The 16,139-nt window shown below is 64.1% G+C and carries 19 protein-coding genes; 7 read left to right on the top strand and 12 right to left on the bottom strand.

Annotated features, from left to right (window positions below; all coding sequences use genetic code 11):
- The first annotated feature begins 260 nt into the window (after positions 1-260).
- The gene (locus tag ACZ5TB_RS01290) at positions 261-389 is read left to right on the top strand and encodes an entericidin A/B family lipoprotein (protein ID WP_464779038.1); all 129 of its coding nucleotides are present in this window, start codon (positions 261-263) and stop codon (positions 387-389) included.
- A 49-nt stretch (positions 390-438) separates the two neighbouring features.
- On the opposite strand, the gene tatC is transcribed toward ACZ5TB_RS01290, so the two are convergent.
- From tatC to ACZ5TB_RS01240, 10 genes are all read right to left on the bottom strand, one after another.
- Complete coding sequence (gene tatC / locus ACZ5TB_RS01285; protein WP_464779037.1) at positions 439-1,227, bottom strand: twin-arginine translocase subunit TatC; 789 nt, start codon at positions 1,225-1,227, stop codon at positions 439-441.
- Positions 1,224-1,640: a Sec-independent protein translocase protein TatB gene (gene tatB, locus ACZ5TB_RS01280; protein WP_464779036.1), complete on the bottom strand. Its 417-nt coding sequence runs from the start codon at positions 1,638-1,640 to the stop codon at positions 1,224-1,226. The genes tatC and tatB overlap by 4 nt, the downstream gene beginning before the upstream one ends.
- Before the next feature lie 31 nt (positions 1,641-1,671).
- Positions 1,672-1,914: a twin-arginine translocase TatA/TatE family subunit gene (locus tag ACZ5TB_RS01275; protein WP_464779035.1), complete on the bottom strand. Its 243-nt coding sequence runs from the start codon at positions 1,912-1,914 to the stop codon at positions 1,672-1,674.
- A gap of 28 nt (positions 1,915-1,942) precedes the next feature.
- Positions 1,943-2,533, bottom strand: coding sequence for an SMC-Scp complex subunit ScpB (scpB, locus tag ACZ5TB_RS01270; RefSeq protein WP_449471322.1), 591 nt, complete (start codon positions 2,531-2,533; stop codon positions 1,943-1,945).
- Positions 2,533-3,315 carry a segregation and condensation protein A gene (locus ACZ5TB_RS01265; RefSeq protein WP_464791716.1) on the bottom strand — a complete coding sequence of 261 codons (783 nt, stop codon included), beginning with the start codon at positions 3,313-3,315 and terminating at the stop codon, positions 2,533-2,535. Before ACZ5TB_RS01265 ends, scpB begins: the two co-directional genes overlap by 1 nt.
- Positions 3,316-3,626: 311 nt before the next feature.
- Positions 3,627-4,640 carry a beta-N-acetylhexosaminidase gene (nagZ, locus tag ACZ5TB_RS01260; RefSeq protein WP_464791715.1) on the bottom strand — a complete coding sequence of 338 codons (1,014 nt, stop codon included), beginning with the start codon at positions 4,638-4,640 and terminating at the stop codon, positions 3,627-3,629.
- 65 nt (positions 4,641-4,705) lie between these two features.
- Positions 4,706-5,080 (bottom strand): endonuclease domain-containing protein, encoded by a 375-nt coding sequence (locus ACZ5TB_RS01255; RefSeq protein WP_464791714.1) that lies wholly within the window; start codon positions 5,078-5,080, stop codon positions 4,706-4,708.
- A gap of 57 nt (positions 5,081-5,137) precedes the next feature.
- Entirely contained in the window at positions 5,138-5,848 is a 711-nt protein-coding gene (locus ACZ5TB_RS01250) for an SPOR domain-containing protein (protein WP_464791713.1), read from the bottom strand.
- Between the two features lie 20 nt (positions 5,849-5,868).
- Complete coding sequence (gene argS / locus ACZ5TB_RS01245) at positions 5,869-7,596, bottom strand: arginine--tRNA ligase (RefSeq protein ID WP_464791712.1); 1,728 nt, start codon at positions 7,594-7,596, stop codon at positions 5,869-5,871.
- 123 nt (positions 7,597-7,719) lie between these two features.
- On the bottom strand, positions 7,720-8,328 hold the full coding sequence (locus ACZ5TB_RS01240; RefSeq protein ID WP_464792457.1) for a hypothetical protein: 609 nt from the start codon (positions 8,326-8,328) through the stop codon (positions 7,720-7,722).
- A gap of 151 nt (positions 8,329-8,479) precedes the next feature.
- On the opposite strand from ACZ5TB_RS01240, the gene ispH reads away from it, so the two are divergent.
- Genes ispH through rnhA form a run of 3 tightly spaced genes read left to right on the top strand, consistent with a single transcriptional unit; the run spans position 8,480 to position 10,852 of the window.
- Positions 8,480-9,427, top strand: a complete 948-nt coding sequence (ispH, locus tag ACZ5TB_RS01235) for a 4-hydroxy-3-methylbut-2-enyl diphosphate reductase (protein WP_464791711.1) — start codon at positions 8,480-8,482, stop codon at positions 9,425-9,427.
- Positions 9,428-9,431: 4 nt separating this feature from the next.
- The gene (gene thrB, locus ACZ5TB_RS01230; RefSeq protein ID WP_464779028.1) at positions 9,432-10,409 is read left to right on the top strand and encodes a homoserine kinase; all 978 of its coding nucleotides are present in this window, start codon (positions 9,432-9,434) and stop codon (positions 10,407-10,409) included.
- Positions 10,406-10,852, top strand: a complete 447-nt coding sequence (gene rnhA / locus ACZ5TB_RS01225; protein WP_464779027.1) for a ribonuclease HI — start codon at positions 10,406-10,408, stop codon at positions 10,850-10,852. The genes thrB and rnhA overlap by 4 nt, the downstream gene beginning before the upstream one ends.
- 127 nt (positions 10,853-10,979) lie before the next feature.
- Here rnhA and ACZ5TB_RS01220 read toward each other — a convergent pair whose 3' ends face one another.
- Positions 10,980-12,083: an NAD(P)/FAD-dependent oxidoreductase gene (locus ACZ5TB_RS01220; protein WP_464791710.1), complete on the bottom strand. Its 1,104-nt coding sequence runs from the start codon at positions 12,081-12,083 to the stop codon at positions 10,980-10,982.
- Positions 12,080-13,045 (bottom strand): alpha/beta hydrolase, encoded by a 966-nt coding sequence (locus ACZ5TB_RS01215; protein ID WP_464792456.1) that lies wholly within the window; start codon positions 13,043-13,045, stop codon positions 12,080-12,082. The genes ACZ5TB_RS01220 and ACZ5TB_RS01215 overlap by 4 nt, the downstream gene beginning before the upstream one ends.
- Before the next feature lie 41 nt (positions 13,046-13,086).
- Here ACZ5TB_RS01215 and ACZ5TB_RS01210 point away from each other — a divergent pair, with 41 nt between their 5' ends.
- The 3 genes from ACZ5TB_RS01210 to ACZ5TB_RS01200 are packed head-to-tail and all read left to right on the top strand — an operon-like array spanning position 13,087 to position 16,128.
- A complete protein-coding gene (locus tag ACZ5TB_RS01210) occupies positions 13,087-13,560 on the top strand; it encodes an A24 family peptidase (protein WP_464791709.1) in 474 nt (157 codons plus the stop codon).
- Positions 13,561-13,610: 50 nt separating this feature from the next.
- The gene (cpaB, locus tag ACZ5TB_RS01205; protein ID WP_464791708.1) at positions 13,611-14,624 is read left to right on the top strand and encodes a Flp pilus assembly protein CpaB; all 1,014 of its coding nucleotides are present in this window, start codon (positions 13,611-13,613) and stop codon (positions 14,622-14,624) included.
- Position 14,625: 1 nt separating this feature from the next.
- Positions 14,626-16,128 carry a type II and III secretion system protein family protein gene (locus ACZ5TB_RS01200; protein WP_464791707.1) on the top strand — a complete coding sequence of 501 codons (1,503 nt, stop codon included), beginning with the start codon at positions 14,626-14,628 and terminating at the stop codon, positions 16,126-16,128.
- Positions 16,129-16,139: the final 11 nt, after the last annotated feature.

Genomic DNA, 16,139 nt, shown 5'->3' with positions numbered 1-16,139 from the left:
AACAGCGGAACCAAATATCGCGATGGATGGTTCTGCATACCGGATAGCAAATCTTTTGCCCCCCGCTCTTGCTATCCAAAAAACATGAGCCCGGAACGCATCTCCCCCCCCGACGCGTTCCGGGCTCAGACTTTTCGGGGGTTTTCCATTGAAAACCAGAGATATTTCCGGAAGCGGAACGTATTTCGCGGCCGTGGGTTCTCCTCCTCGCCGCTGGATAGCGACGGCGTCCGGCTCGAGTTTTTTACCAGGAGACGACCATGACCAAGAAGATCCTTGCCGCTCTGCTGCTTACCGGTTCGCTGATGGTAGCTGCGTGCAACACCGTCGAAGGCGCAGGCAAAGACGTGCAGAGCGCTGGCGAGGCTGTGGAAGACGCCGCGAAGTAAACAGCAAAAGGCTCCCACCCTTGCGGCCCGCCTATGGCGGGCCTTTTTTTTAGCTCGTGGAAGCGTCCGCGCTCTCTTCCGTGGCTGCTTCACGCGACTGCTTGCGATCGGTAAACCAGATCGCGACGATCGTGATCTCGTAAAGCAGCAGCAGCGGAATGGCGAGCATCAGCTGAGACACGACGTCGGGCGGCGTCAGTACAGCGGCGAGGATGAAGGCGCCGACGATCATGTAGCGGCGCAGACTGATTAGTTGGGCGCGGGTGACGAAACCAGCGCGGTTGAGCAGCATCAGCAGGACGGGCATCAGGAAACTGATGCCGAATGCAAGAATGAACTGCATGACCAACGTAAGATAGGCGTCAGTACTGGGGAGGGCCTCTACCGCGAGACCCCCACTATCGCCTTGAAATTGCAGGAAAAAATGGAAAGCCGTGGGCATCACCACATAATAAGCGAGGCTCGCGCCCATCAGGAACAGGACCGGCGTCATCACCAAAAACGGCAATAAGGCCTTCTTTTCCTTGGCATAAAGGCCCGGCGCGATGAAGGCCCAGAGCTGGTTCGCGATGATCGGGAAGGACAGGCAGAAAGCGCCGAAGATCGCCACCTTCACCTGCACGAAAAAGGCCTCGTACAGCTTGGTATAGACAAGCCGCCCGCCCCCATCGCCAAAAGCTTCCTTCAACGGATGCACCAGAAAGGCGAACAGCTTGTCCGAAAAGTAAAAGCAGACCACACCGGTAAGCAGCAGCGCCCACACGCATTTCATCAGCCGTCCACGCAGTTCGATCAGATGGTCGAGCAGCGGCGCTTTGGTATCGTCAATGTCCTTCATGCCTGCGCGTCGCCCTTACCGGCCGGAGCGGACTGCGCCGCGATATAGGGTGGGCCGTCAGCGGCGGGGGCCGGAGCAGCGGGTGCCGATTGGGCGACAAAGGGCGGCGGAGGCGTGGTGGCAGGCGCCGCGCCATCGGCCGAGGACTCCGGCAACGGCTCCATCGCGGGAGCGGCGGCCGGATGTTCCTGCATGATCCGCCGGTTCTGGTCAGCCCACTTTTTTTCCAGTTCCTCCATCTCGACTTCCCGCACCATGGCATCGATGCCTGTGCGAAAATGGCGCGCCATTCCACGCGCCTTGCCGACGACCTGCCCGACCTTGTACAAGGCACGCGGCAAATCCTTCGGACCGATCACGATCACCGCAATGATCACGATCAGCAGGAGTTCGGTCGAGCCGATATCGAACATGCGCGCCTACCGCTTGGGCGTGAAATGAAAATCAGGCCTTGGTCTTTTCTTCGGACGTGGCGGTCGGTGCGTCCTGCTCAGGAACACGATGTCCTTCGATCCGCGTAGCGGGCTTGGCGGACGCGGCGTCGTCATCATCGTCGGCCATGCCCTTCTTGAAGCTCTTGATGCCCTTGGCAACGTCGCCCATCAGCCCGGAAATCCGGCCACCACCAAACAGCAGCATGACCACCAGGAGAACGATGACCCAGTGCATCAACGAAAAGGAACCCATTTTAACTTTCTCCTGAAGAAAGCCCTTTCTAGGCTTCTTCCTCATCATTTTCCAGAACGGATTGAGCCCCCAGGCCCTCCAGCGCAAGATCGACCGGATCGAGCAATCCGGCAGCGCGCAGATCATCCATGCCCGGCAGATCCCGGCGGCTGCTAAGCCCGAAATGTGACAGAAATTCGTGCGTGGTGGCATAGATTAGCGGGCGCCCGGGCACTTCCCGCCTGCCCGCTGGCCGGACCCAGCCCGCTTCCATCAGCACGTCCAGCGTTCCCTTGGCCACCTGCACGCCGCGAATAGCCTCTACCTCCGCGCGGCTGACAGGTTCATGATAGGCGATGATGGCGAGCGTCTCCATCGCCGCGCGGGACAGCTTGCGCGTCTCATCCTTTTCCCGCCGCAGGATATGGGCAAGGTCCGCCGCCGTTTGAAAATGCCAGCGCCCGCCGCGTTCGACCAGATTGATGCCCCGCCCGGCATAATGATCCGACAGCGCGGCAAGCACGGCGGCGATGTCCCCGGCATCCCCCACATGTTGCCGCAGTTCGACGGTGGTCAACGGATGTTCAGCAACGAACAGGGCGGCCTCCACCGCGCGCATGAAATCGTCCGGTTCCTGCATTACAACAAACGTCCCCCATTCTGTTCCGGCAGCGCGGCGCGCAAGTAAATGGGCTCGAAAATGCCGTCCTGCTGGATTTCCAGCCGCCCCTGCCGCGCCAGTTCCAGCGCCGCGACAAAGCTGCTGGCGAGCGCGGACTTCGCCATCGGCCCATCCTGACCATCGGGCAGGAAGGATTCCAGCACCGTCCAGTCGATCGCCGACCCGACCAGCGCGCCGACCCGCTGGATGGCTTCGTCAAGGGTCATCACCGGCCGGGCGACGACCATGTGAACGACAGGCTGCGTCCGCGCGCGTACCTGCCCGTAACATTGCAGGAGATCGTAAAGGCTGGCGGCCCATCTCGCCTTGCGCACCAGGCGTAGTCCCTCCGGACGGGGGCGGACGAACACGTCCCGGCCGACGCGGTCGCGCGCCATCAGGCGGGCACCGGCTTCCCGCATGGCCTGCAACCGCTGAAGCCGCAATTGCAGGCGCAGCGCCAGTTCGTCGGGGTTGGGATCAGGCTGGGCTTGCTTGGGCAACAGCAGCGAGGATTTGAGGTAAGCGAGCCACGCCGCCATCACCAGATAATCGGCCGCCAGCTCCAGCTTCAGCTTCCGCGCGCCCTCAATATGAGCCAGATATTGTTCGACCAGCGCGAGGATGGAGATTTCGCGCAGGTCGACCTTCTGCGAGCGGGCCAGCGCGAGGAGAAGATCGAGCGGTCCTTCCCAGCTTTCGAAGCTGACGGTCAACATGTCTTCGCGTGGCTGCGGTGGAGGGATGAAGAGGTCTTCCATGGTTCAGGCGGCTCTCTGGCGTGTAGGCCGTGCGAAGAGCGATTTCTCACGTGGAGGCGCGGAGACGCGGAGGGTTTGGGGCGAGCGCAGCGCTCTGAAAGTTGCCTGGAAAGTGAGAGTGAAGGTAGCGGGATTAGCGGCTTCGCCGGTGACACCGCCCCTCCGCGTCTCCACGCCTCCGCGTGAAAATTTATGTGCGCAGAGCCCGCAGAAGGCGCAGAGAAAGCGCGATGCTGCATCTCTGCGTCCTCGGCGGGCTCTGCGCGAACATTGAAGCGGCTCCGCCGGAAGGTGGCAGATGGCGTTCGCCTTCACGCAGCCACCACGGAGAGCAGGCTGTCGCGGGTGGCAAGCAGTTGTTCAAGGGGCAGGCTGTCCTGATCGAGTTTCGCCGACGCCATGGCGCGGTCCAGCCGGGCTTTTGACTGCGTGCTGATATCGGGAAGACTATTGGCGATGCCGATCATGTCGTCCATCCGCGCCCAGCAGTTGAGCGCCAGGTCACACCCAGCCGCGACGACGCCCGCCGCAAGTTCCGGGATGCTGCCGTTCAGCGCCTTCATGTCGAGGTCGTCCGACATGAGAAGGCCGTCAAAGCCGATCCGCTGGCGAATGATCGTTTCGATCACCGAGGCGGAAAGGCTGGCGGGCAGGTCCGGGTCCCAATTGGTATAGATGACGTGGGCAGTCATGCCGATCGGCGCATCCTTCAACGCCTGGAAGGGCGCGAGGTCGATGGCGAGTTCTTCTTCGCTCGCGGTTACGATGGGCAGCTCATGATGGCTGTCCACCATCGCGCGGCCATGGCCCGGCATATGCTTGACGATGCCGACGACCCCGCCCTTAGCCAATCCTTCGAGAGTGGCGCGGCCAAGCGCCGCGACCCGCATCGGCTCCGCGCCCAAGGTGCGGTCGCCCATGATGTCGCTGGCCCCGTCCTGCCGCACGTCGAGCAGGGGGAGAGCGTCGACGGTAATGCCTGCTTCGGCCAGCGTCACCGCGATGGCATGCGCATTGGCGCGGGCGGCGGCGATCGCGCTGGAGGGGGCGATGTCATATAGGCGATCGAACACGGCGCCGGGCGGGAAGCTGGGCCAGACGGGCGCCTGCATGCGGGCGACGCGGCCCCCTTCCTGATCGATCATGATCAGCAGGTCGTCGCGGCCATGGAGGGCGCGCAGGTCGTCCGTCAGCGTGCGTAATTGGGCGCGGTCGGCGATGTTGCGACGGAAGAGGATATAGCCCGCAGGCTGGGCATCGGCGAAGAAGGCGCGTTCGTCAGCAGTGAGCGTCTCGCCAGAGAGGCCGAAGATTACCGGTTTCATGAGGCAGGATGGTAGCGGCGAAGGAGCGTCGTGTCGAAGGGGTTGTTGGGGGTACGAGGCGCGGATTACTCCCTCTCCCCTTCAGGGGAGAGGGTTGGGGAGAGGGGAAAGCGCTGCGCTATCGTGGATAGGACGGCTTCAAGGTTGTGTATAACATCGGCGTTGGTGAAGCGGATGACGCTCCAGCCTTGTTGTTTGAGATAGAGGGTGCGTTCCGCGTCATATTCGACGGTCGAGCCATGGGTGTCGCCGTCAATCTCTATTATGAGCATCGAGGCTCGACAGGTGAAATCGGCTATGAACGGGCCGATCACGGTCTGGCGGCGGAACTTGGCCCCGGAGAAGCGCTTCGCGCGCAGGTGATACCAGAGGCGAGCTTCGGCAGGGGTTAGGGTAGATCGCAGCTGCTTTGCAAAACCTAGCGATTTTCGATCTCGCACCGTTGTTCCCCTCTCCCCAGCCCTCTCCCCTGAAGGGGAGAGGGAGTTAGGGGCAGCTTAGTTCACCACGATGCAACTCTCACCAGCAACCTTGAGCTTGCCGCAGAGGGTGTTCGCTTGAGCCCCCGCCGTCGCGCGCAGGCGGTAGAGGGTGCTGCCACCGACTTCGGTGGGCTCTACCGACATGGTGAGCGGAGCGAGATAGGCGAAGCGTTTGGAGAGGCGCGCCCAGGCGTCGCGCGCGCCGGACTGGCTGCCATAGGCGCCGAGCTGGATCACCGCGCCGCCCTTGCGGACGGGCTGGGTTGCAGCGGGCCGGACGTTAGTTTCGTCAGCCACACGCGCGGTCACGCTCTGCGACGGCTTGCCGGGCACGGCCTGACGCGTTTTTGCGGGCGTGGTGGTGGTCACGGGCGCTTCGGGCACCCGGCTGGGATCGATGCGGCCGTCGCGTGCGACGCCTTCGCTGGCGGCGAAGCTCGCATCGCCCTCACCCTCGAACTTCCTGGCATCGGCCTCGCGCGCGGGAACCTTGTAATCGCCAGCAGGTGCGGCGATCAGCTTGCCTTCGCCGCCGTCGGTCGACCGATTCTTCAGCAGCCAGACGCCAGCAATCACGCCGCCGAACAGGACAAGCGCAATCAGGATGAAGCCGAGCAGGCGGACGGGGGACAGGCCCTCATCCTCCTCATCCTCGATACCAGGCTCCAGCCAGGGCAGACGCTCGTCATCGTCGAGATCGAGCCGCCCCCTCGCAAAGTCGCCCATTTATCCGTGCCTCCGCCTGGCTATTGCATTTCCGTCAACGCGGCCACGCCCATCAGGGCAAGGCCATTACGGATGATTTGCCCGATTCCACGGCTTAAGAAAAGGCGCGCAGAAGTTACGTCCGGATCGTCCGTCAGGATGACGCGGGCGCGCGGATTGTCGTTCCCCAAATTCCACCAGCTGTGGAATTCTGAAGCCAAGTCGTTGAGATAAAAAGCGATTCTATGCGGCTCGCGGGCCGATGCAGCCCCTTCGACCACCCGTGGGAACTGCGCCGCCAACTTAACAAGGTTAAGTTCTTCAGTCCCAAGGCGGGACAGGTCGGGCGCAGGAAGTGCGATTTGTGCCTCCTCCGCCCGGCGGCCGAGCGAGGAAATGCGGGCGTGGGCATATTGGACGTAGAAAACCGGGTTGTCTTTCGATGCTTCCACCACCTTAGCGAAGTCGAAGTCCATCTGGGCATCGGCCTTGCGCGTCAGCATGGTGAAGCGGACGACGTCCTTGCCCACTTCGCGCACCACATCGGCCAGCGTCACGAAATTGCCCGCGCGCTTGGACATCTTCACCGGCTCGCCTTCGCGCAGCAGGCGGACCATCTGGATGAGCTTGACGTCGAAGCGCGCCTTGCCCTCGGTCAGCGCGGCCACGGCGGCCTGGATGCGCTTCACCGTACCGGCATGGTCGGCGCCCCAGATGTCGATCAGCTGGTCAGCGGTCTGCGCCTTCTGGAAATGATAGGCCATGTCGGCGCCGAAATAGGTCCAGGCGCCGTTCGACTTCTTGATCGGGCGGTCCTGATCGTCGCCGAATTTGGTGGAGCGGAACAAGGGAAGTTCGACCGGCTCCCAATCTTCGGGCGTTTCGCCCTTGGGCGCTTCGAGGACGCCGTCATAGACGAGATCATGCTCACGCAGCCATTTCTCGGCGGCTTCGGGCTTTCCGGCGGCCTGTAGTTCGGCTTCGGACGCGAAGATATCGTGGTGGATGCCGAGCAGGGCAAGGTCGCTGCGGATCATCTCCATCATTGCGGCGACGGCTTTGGTGCGGAAGGCGACGAGCCATTCGCTTTCGGGTGCGCCTACGAACTTGTCGCCATATTCGGCGGCCAGCGCCTGGCCGACGGGGACCAGATAGTCCCCGGGATAGAGGCCTTCCGGGATCGCGCCGACATCCTCGCCCAGCGCCTCGCGGTAGCGGACATGGGCTGAGCGGGCGAGGACGTCGACCTGGCCGCCTGCGTCGTTGATATAATATTCGCGGATGACCTTGTGCCCGGCATATTCGAGCAGGGTGGCAAGCGCGTCGCCGACTACCGCGCCCCGGCAGTGACCCATATGCATGGGGCCGGTGGGGTTGGCGGAGACATATTCGACGTTGACGGTGACGCCCTTGCCCATATCTGACCGGCCGTAATCCGCGCCCTCAGCGTCGATCGCGGCCAGCTCGGCGCGCCAGGTGGCGTCGGTCGGCGTCAGGTTGATGAAGCCGGGGCCAGCGATGGTGGCGCTTTCCACCTCGTCCAGCTTTTGTAGGCCAGCGACGATCTTTTCCGCCAGTGCGCGCGGGTTGGTGCCTGCGGGCTTGGCAAGCACCATGGCTGCGTTGGTGGCGAGGTCGCCATGGCTGGGATCGCGGGGCGGCTCGACGGTGACGGGCTTGCGGTTGAGGCCAGCGGGCAGCGTGCCGTCCGCCTCCAGCGCGTCGAGCACGGCGTTCAGATGGGCAGTGAAACGAATGTAGAGAGACAAGGGTGTTTCCTCGAAAAAGCACAAGACCCGTCCGGGCTGGGCTAAAATCGAAGCCTCATCCTTCCCTGCAAGAAGTAGAGCCCTTCGACAAGCTCAGGGCGAACGGAAGATTAAGGTTCGCTCTTAACGTGTCGCGTTATATCGGAGCTGGTCCTGGGTCAGGTTGAAACCCACGAGCAGTTCAAAGCTGGTGCGTTGCAGCGCCGCCTTGACGTCGGGCTGGGCGAAGGGGTCGATCGCCGCGTCGGCATCGCCCGCCTTGCGCTTCTGCGTGATCTTCGCCTGAATGTCGGCGGGCAACGTCGCTGCGGCCTTGTCAACGAAAGAGCCTGCCTTGGCGGTCGCGCTGGCGCGATACTGGCCTGCGGGGAAGTCCAGCACGACCTGGCCGACGCGCTTGGCGACGACGGCGTTGCCGCCACGCACCACGGCGGAGAAGTAGGGCAGCGTCACCTGCCGCGCGGCGGTGGCGTCGGAACGGCGGGCGTTCACGGTGAAGGTCGCCTCGCTGTAGAATTGCGCCCCTTCCGAACAGGTGGCGCGCAGGTCGGTGATGTTCGCCACCACATCGATTGCGCGGGCGTCGGTGCTGCCAGCGGGATTGAAGAGCGTAATGTCGCCCGTATAGGCGGGGATCGCGGCGGTCGGGCAGGCCGATCGGACGGCGACGATGCCACCCGTAGGATCGATTTCTCCCCGGCGCGAGCAGCCCGCAAGGGCAAGGGCGAGCATTCCGGTCAGCGCAAGTCGAGAAAAGGTCACGAGGCAATCCCTTGGGAACAGGCTGGGGCTTCTTATCCGCACCCCGCCGCTCACGCAACCGAAAGGAACGCGTCTCCCCTCACCCCTTCCTTCCGGCGCTACATTGGCCTAAGCGGCTGGCATGACCGCCCGTCTTCCCTTAAAGCTATTGATCGCCGCCCCGCGCGGCTTTTGCGCTGGCGTGGACCGCGCCATCATCATCGTCGAAAAGGCGATCGAGAAATATGGCGCGCCCGTCTATGTCCGGCACGAGATCGTCCATAATAAATATGTCGTGGACAATTTGCGGGCGCAGGGCGCGATTTTCGTAGAGGAACTGGATCAGGTGCCCGACGGCGTGCCCGTGGTCTTTTCCGCCCATGGCGTGCCCAAGGCGGTGCCCGCAAAGGCGGAAGAACGCGGCCTTGATTATCTGGACGCCACCTGCCCATTGGTCAGCAAGGTGCACCGGCAGGCCGAACGGCAAGTCGAGGCAGGGCGCCATATCCTGTTCATTGGTCACAAGGGGCATCCGGAGGTCGTCGGCACCTTCGGGCAGGTTGACGCGGGCAACATGACATTGATCGAAACGGTCGAGGATGCGGAGAGCTTTACGCCCGAAAATCCCGACAATCTTGCTTTCCTGACCCAGACCACCCTGTCGGTGGACGATACCGCCGCGATTGTCGAAACGCTTCAGCGCCGATTCCCGTCGATCCACGCGCCCAAGGGCGAGGACATCTGCTACGCAACGTCGAACCGACAGGCAGCGGTGAAGGCGATCGCCGCCGCCTGCGATGCGGTCTATGTGATCGGCGCGCCCAACAGCTCCAACTCGCTGCGCCTGGTCGAGGTCGCCGAGCGCGAGGGCACGCCAGCCCGACTGATCCAGCGCGCGGACGACATCGATTTTGCGTGGCTGGAGAATGTAGCGACCCTCGGCCTGACCGCAGGCGCCTCCGCCCCCGAAATATTGGTGCGCGAAGTCGTGGACCGGCTCGCCGCCCGATTCGACGTGACGGAGGAGCAGGTGGAGACGGCGCGCGAGACCATCTCGTTCAAACTTCCCCGCGAATTGGGAGCGGCGTAAGGCTATGGCGGTCTATACCCATGTCCCGGCCGAGGAAATCGACGCCTTCCTGACCCGCTATGACGCGGGACGGCTGGTCTCCGCCAAGGGGATCGCCGAAGGGGTGGAAAACAGCAACTATCTGCTGGAAACCACCGGCGCCGATGGCAATGGCCACCGCTATATCCTCACTCTCTACGAAAAGCGGGTGGATGAGGCCGACCTCCCCTTCTTCATGGACCTGCTCGATCATCTGGGCGCGCGCGGCTGTCTGGTGCCGCGCTTCATCGCTGATCGGGAGGGCAAGCGCCTGCAACAGCTGGGCGGAAGGCCCGCCTGCCTGATCGAGTTCCTCACCGGCATATCCGTCACCGAACCGACCGCCGGACAGGCGAAAGCCGCAGGCGCGGCGCTGGGCCAGTTGCATCGCGCAGCGGAAGGCTTTGCGGGCGAACGCCGCAACGCGCTCGACATCGCTGGCTGGCACGATCTGGCGGCAAAGTGCGGCGATCATTTCGATGATATCGCGCCCGGCCTTGGCCAGCGGGTCACGGATGAACTTGCCTATCTCGACGCGCACTGGCCCGCCGAACTGCCACGCGCGGTGATCCATGCGGACCTCTTCCCGGACAATGTCCTGATGCTGGGCGATGAGGTTACGGGCCTGATCGACTTCTACTTCAGCTGCACCGATATTCGCGCCTATGACCTGGCCGTCACGCACAGCGCATGGGTGTTCAGCAATGATGGCGCGCACTTCTTTGCCGATCGGTCGGCCGCAATGCTCGCTGGCTATCAGGCGGCGCATGGGCTTTCGGATGCCGAGCAGGCCGCCTTCCCGATCCTGTGCCGGGGTGCGGCGCTCCGCTTCCTGCTGACGCGGGCCTATGACTGGATCAACACGCCCGCCGACGCGCTGGTGACGCGCAAGGACCCGCTGGCCTATCTGCGGCGCCTGGATTTCTATGCGCAGACTGTGCCGTCGGAGTTGTTGCGGGCGTGAGCGCGCTTTCAAAGGTCGAAATCTTCACCGACGGCGCGTGCAAGGGCAATCCCGGCCCTGGCGGCTGGGGCGCGGTGATGCGCTCTGGAGCCACGGAAAAGGAAATTTCCGGTGGAGAGGCGCAAACGACCAATAACCGCATGGAAATGACGGCCGCCATCGAAGCGCTGAATGCGCTCAAGCGGCCTTGTCAGGTGACGCTCTACACCGACAGCAAATATGTGATGGACGGCATCACCAAATGGGTGTTCGGCTGGCAAAAGAACGGCTGGAAGACCGCCGATCGCAAGCCGGTAAAGAATGCCGAGCTATGGCAGGCGCTACTCGCCGCCGCCGCGCCGCATAAGGTCAGCTGGCAATGGGTGAAGGGCCATGCCGGTCACCCTGAAAATGAGCGCGCCGATCAGCTGGCCTGCGCGGCCGCCGAACTCTTCCGCGTCTGAACGGGGGAGCGATACGCCGCTCCCACTGCAAGGGTCGAAAAAGGAGGCGGGGCGATGACGCTATGTCCGATTCGCTCGACTTGCCGCAAAGCATAGCTGACGCCCTGCGAAAGGACTGTCCGTTCGTTCACTTGAAACGGGCGGGAGAATAAGCGGCGGGATCAATCCCGCCCACCGCTTCGGGCATCGATCCGCCGGTCACCAGCACCGATCCCAGCAATGCCGCTGCGGGTGCAGTCTGGATGCCGAAACCGCCCTGCCCCGCGAACCAGAAAAAACCCGCCGCGTCGGCGTCAAAGCCATAAACGGGCGCGCGATCCGGCGCGAAGCTGCGCAGCCCCGCCCATTTGCGTTCCACCGCCTCGACCGGCCAATCCACGACATCTTCGAAACGGGCGATCGCCTGCGCCACCGCCAGTTCTTCGGGTGCGGCGTCGCAGGGTGGCGAAGGTTCTTCATCATGCGGGGTCAGCCAGATGCGCCCCTCCCCCTCCGGCTTGAAATAGAAGCTGGAACCAAGGTCCATGACCAGTGGCAAGTCGGGTGACGGCATCGCGGGCACGCGCAATTGCACGACAGTGCGGCGCAAGGGGGCTATGCCGATAGGCGCGACGCCGCTGCGCCGTGCGATATCATCGGCCCATGCCCCAGCGGCGTTCACGATGATGCCGCAATCGATGACCCCGCCGTTCGTGTGAATGCGCCAGCCGCCCGGCGTTGCGGTTGCCTGTTCGAAAGCAGTGCCCAGCCGCGATTTGCCGCCCTGCGCGTGGAAGCGCCGCAGATACGCCTGGTGCAGCGCGGCGACATCGATGTCGCACACGCCCGGTTCCAGCAGGCCGATCGTCCAATGGGGTCGCAGCCCCTTTACCAGCGCGGCGGGATCAACAGGACGCAGGTCGACGCAGCCCGAAAATTCCCGCATCAACCGGTCGCGCTCTGCCCCATCGGCCTCCCGCCCGACGAACAGCGTCTGTCGGGGGGTGAGGAAGGATCGGCTTGCAAAGGCCGGATCGGACGAGCGCAACAACGGCCCGGACGCCGTGGTCAGCGGCTGTACCCGCCGCCCGCCATAGGTCTCCTCCCAGAAAGCGACGGATCGGCCGGTGGCGTGATAGCCAGCGCTTTCCTCCCGTTCCAGGATCAGCACGGATGCGTGGCCCGCCAGTTCCGCGCCCAGGCTGGCGCCCGCTATGCCGCCGCCGACGATCACAATGTCGAAACGGCTCATGCTGGCGCGTTCTCATCCAGAAAAGCGTCGATGCGCCGCAGAGCATCAAGGCGCACCGAATCGGTTTCGCGCAGTATCTCATGCGCCGCCTCCGGCCCATAGACGTGCAGGCGCGCGCCCCGAATGCGCGCGGCGATGCGGCGGATGGCAGGCGTGGACACCAGCCGGTCGGCACTGGTGGCAAGGATCAGCAGCGGCACAGCTATGCGCTCCAGCTTCCCGCCCTTCTCCAGCGCGAAGGTCGATTGCAGCGCCTCCACCACCCAGCGCCAACTGGGCGATCCAAGCGCCACGTCCCGACTATGATCGCGCCACCAGAGTTCGTCGGCATAACGTTCCGGATCATGCGTCAGCCGCTTCTGCCGCATGGCCCGTTGCCGCTGCGAATTCTCCTTCTGCGTCCAGGCCTGCCGGTCGGAAAAGCCGAACGCGCACATGGACCGGGCGATCAGCACCGCCAGCCAGCGTGGCAGCGGGGCGGTATGGACGCCCATCATTGGCGCGACGGCGACCGCAGCGTCAGGCGGCGCCATGCCCTCGGCCAGCGCGCGCAGCAGCAGATGCCCGCCCATGCTGTGCGCTACGATCACGCATGGCCCTGTCCCCTGCGTCCGCCAATCGGTGACGAAAGCTCCAAGGTCCGCAACCCATAGCGCGAAATCGTCGATATGGCCGCAGAGCGGATCGCTGCTCAGCCTGCCCGAGCCGCCCTGTCCGCGCCAGTCGAAGGCGGTGACCGCCCAGCCCTGTCTCGCCCAGTGATGGATGACTTCGAGATATTTCTCGATCATGTCGCCGCGCCCGCCAAGCATCAGCAGCCGCCCGCGCTGTCCCTCGCCCAGCCGATAGCGGCGCAACGGCCAGCCATCGGGCGCGGCCCAGTAATCGAGCCGCCCATCCATCGGCCATGCGCGGCGGTCAAAGGCCGGGGGAACAGACACGGGCGAATCCATGGGGCGCATGGTTACGGTTTGGTAAGCCATTCGGTCTAGGGTTTAGATTCATGACGGGGGAATTTTTCACGACGGCGCTGCTGTGCGCCCTTGGCGTGCTGCTGGTCATCGCATCGGTGACGGATTTGCGGTCGCGGATCATATCCAACCGGCTGAACCTGACCATCGCTGCGCTGGCTCCACTGTGGTGGATCGCCAATGGCATGCCGGTCTGGCCAGGCATGCTGTTGCAGGTCGCACTGGCGCTCGCCGTGTTCGCACTTTTCGCCGCGCTCTTCGCGATGGGATGCATGGGCGGGGGCGACGTCAAGCTGCTGGGCGCGCTGGCGCTGTGGTTCCCATGGGAGGCCGTGCTGTCGATGTTGATGGTCATGGCCATGGTCGGGGGCGTGGTGACGATCGTCACCGTGGTCCACCACCGGACGACCCGACGGCTGGGCCAGCCCCAAATTCCTTACGGTATCGCAATATCGGTCGCGGCGCTTTGGTTGATTGGCGAACGATATCTTAACCATTTTGCGTAAAATTCGGGGCTCGGGCGACACTTGCCTGACTGAGGGAGGCGAATTTCATCATGGACGGCAAGAAAATCGTGCTGCTGGTGGGGGCGCTTATCATAGCGGTCACAACAGCTCTTCTCGCGCGCAACATGCTGAGTTCGTCTAGCGCGCCCCAGGCCAACGCTTCTAACATGCCGGTGGCAGCGGATCAGCCTCATGTGCTGGTCGCGACCAAGGCATTGCCGGTGGGCACCATCCTCGACGCGGAAAGCTTCCGCTTCCAGCCATGGCCGAAAGATCTGGTCGAACAAGCCTATTATATTCAGGGCCAGGCCGATCCCGCCAAGCTGGTGGGCAGCGTCGTGCGCACCGCCATCTCCGCCGGTCAGCCGATGACCGTCGGTTCGGTGATCAAGCCGGGTGAGCGCGGCTTCCTCGCCGCGGCGCTCGGGCCGGGCATGCGGGCTGTCACCGTGCCGGTGTCGGCGCAGAATTCGGTCGCGGGCTTCGTCTTTCCGGGCGACCGCGTCGACCTGATGCTGACGCAAAGCGTGGCGGGCGGCGGCGACGGTGAAGCGCTCAAGGTATCCGAAACCATCCTGCGCAACCTGCGCGTGCTCGCCACCGACCAGCGCATGGACGCGCTGGGCGCGGACGGCAAGCCGGTCGTGCAAACCTATTCCAACGTCACCATCGAAGTGACGCCCAAGATCGCGGAAAAGATCGCGGTGGCGCAGACCATCGGTTCGCTCTCGCTGACGCTACGGTCGATCGCCGACAATGCGTCGGACCTCGACGCCGCCATCGCTGGCGCTGACATCGATCTGCCCGATGGCGCCAATCCGAACGCGGAAAAGAAGATCATTGCCAAGCTGGCCGCTCGCCCGGTCGACAAGGGCAGCACCTTTTCAACCGGCGCCGACGTGTCTCGCTACCAGCGCAGCTCCGTCCCCGCCAAGCCGTTGCAGTCCGCAGGGGTCGCAGTGCCCGCAGGTGGCTCGTCGGCAGCGCCGGGGGGCGTCAGCGGACCGGTTATCCGTATTGCGCGCGGCACCAATGTGACCGTCGTTCCGGTCGGGGGGAAGTAAGATGAAGCCTATCAACCTTCAGGCGGGCAAGAAGGCGGTGAAGCCGCTCATCGCTCCCGCGATCGCGCTGGGCCTCGCCGCCGCCATGGCTGCGGCGCCGACCACCGCGCTCAACGCCGCGCCTTCCTCGATGCAGGACAATGCGATCCTGATGTCGGTGGGTGGCAGCAAGGTCATCAACCTCGGCGCAAAGATGTCCGACGTGGTGATCGGCGACCCCAATGTGGTCGACGTCCATGTCCGCGCCCAGAACCAGCTTTACCTGATCGCGAAGGCAGCGGGCGAAACCACCGTCTTCGCCACGGCGACCAACGGCAAGGTGCTGTTTTCCGGCACCGTCCGCGTCGGCAACAACCTGTCGAACATCGACGACATGCTGAAGCTGGCCATGCCGGGCGCGCAGATCGCGGTGAACAAGATGAACGGCATGGTCCTGCTGACGGGCACCGTCGCCGCGCCCGAAGATGCCGCCGAGGCCGAAAGGCTGACGCAGGCTTTCGTGGGCAAGGAAGTGACCGTGGTCAGCCGCCTGCGCACCGCGACCCCGCTTCAGGTCAATCTTCAGGTCAAGATCGCCGAAGTCAGCCGTGACCTGGGGCATCAGATCGGCATGAACCTGTCCGCGCTGGCGAACGGCAACGGCCGCATCATCGACAGCATCAGCCGCGCCGACCGCAACTTCGTCACGCGTGGCAGCAATGCGAACGGCACGACCTACACGTTCAACACGCCGACCGACGGCAGCACCTCGCTCGGCTTCGTCGCCAATCTGCTGGGCATGGACGTCGCGGGCGCGCTGGACCTTGCCGAATCGAGCGGTCTTGCCACCGCCTTGGCTCAGCCGAACCTGACCGCGCTGTCAGGTGAGACGGCCAGCTTCCTGGCGGGCGGCGAATATCCCTACACGGTCAGCAACGGCACGCAGGGCAACAGCATCGAGTTCAAGCAATATGGCGTGCAGCTGGCCTTCACGCCGACCGTGCTGGCCGATGGCCGCATCTCGCTGCGCGTACGCCCGACGGTGTCGAGCCTCGACTTCTCGGTGAACACGTCCGTGCCCGCGCTCAAGAGCCGGACGGCCGAAACCACCGTCGAACTGGGTTCGGGTCAGGCCTTCATGATCGCTGGCCTGCTCAATAACGACACCGCCAATTCGATCAGCAAGACGCCGGGCTTCGGTGAAATCCCGATCCTTGGCAGCCTGTTCAAGTCGCGCCGGTTCCAGCGTCATGAGACCGAACTGGTCATCGTTGTCACCCCCTATCTGGTGAAGCCGATGAACGCGTCCGACGTGCGCCTCCCGACCGACGGCTACCGCGCCGCCAATGTCGCCCAAGGCCTCCTGCTCCAGCAGGGCAGCGACGGGGTGAGCGGAGCGCGCGCGCCCATGCCGCACCGCGATCCCGTCAGCCCGACTCCAGCGCCCGGTCCGCAGGCGGCGGCTCCCCGCGACACAGGCAAGCGTTCGGCGAAGACCGCCGCCGCGCCCGGCTTCAGCTTCTGATCGGAAGGACG

It is taken from the genome of Sphingobium sp. TomTYG74 (assembly GCF_055393875.1).
Note: the sequence above shows the minus strand (reverse complement) of the source record. Positions and strands in the feature narration are given on the sequence as shown.